1 protein-coding gene is annotated in these 950 nt (G+C 43.2%); it reads right to left on the bottom strand.

The genetic code is table 11. The features are described from left to right. Window positions 1-950, bottom strand: a 950-nt coding sequence (locus PCORN_RS16740) for a BspA family leucine-rich repeat surface protein (RefSeq protein ID WP_036082706.1), incomplete at both ends; no start/stop codon positions are given.

Here is a 950-nt window from a genome sequence, read left to right as displayed (position 1 = left end):
AAACATCCTAGTCATATCGGTCACGTTTGAGGTATCCCAGCTTCCTACATCCACGCTTGTCAGTCCACTTGCTCCATAAAACATACTAGACATATCGGTCACCTTCGAGGTATCCCAGCTTCCTACATCCACACTCGTCAGTTGACTTGCATCGGAAAACATATTATACATTCTGGTCACCTTCGAGGTATCCCAACTTCCTACATCCACACTCGTCAGTCCTATTGCATAGGAAAACATATAACGCATATCGGTCACTTTTGAGGTATCCCAACTTCCTACATCCACACTCGTTAGTCCTCTTGAAGCGTAAAACATATAACGCATATCGGTCACTTTTGAGGTATCCCAACTTCCTACATCCACGCTCTTCAGTTGACTTGCATCGGAAAACATATTATACATTCTGGTCACCTTCGAGGTATCCCAACTTCTTACATCCACACTCGTCAGTCCTCTTGCATAGGAAAACATATAACCCATATCGGTCACGTTTGAGGTATCCCAACTTCTCACATCCACACTCGTCAGTCCTCTTGCATTGGAAAACATACTAGACATATTAGTCACCTTCGAGGTATCCCAGCTTCCTACATCCACACTCGTCAGTCCACTTGCATTGGAAAACATACTAAACATATTGGTCACGTTTGAGGTATCTAATAGTACTAATCCCTGGATGGTTTCAAGCCCTTTCAAATCTTGAAATAAACCATATGACTGCGGATTTCCTACGACAGGCTTTGTAAACTTTATAGTTTGAATCGTTGCTCCTTCTAGCCTTTCATCTTTTTGTACACTTAGAATATTTGCAGGATAAGGATTGGTTGAAACGGGGAAAGCCCCACCACCAAACGTTAATGTTCGGCTGGATGCTTCCCATGTCCATGGCACCGTTCCGTACATTCCAGTAATTGATTCCTCTTTCACAGTCTGTGTCGCAGATACAA

This window comes from Listeria cornellensis FSL F6-0969 (assembly GCF_000525855.1).
Taxonomy (GTDB): domain Bacteria; phylum Bacillota; class Bacilli; order Lactobacillales; family Listeriaceae; genus Listeria_A; species Listeria_A cornellensis.
This window is presented reverse-complemented; position numbering and strand designations above follow the sequence as displayed.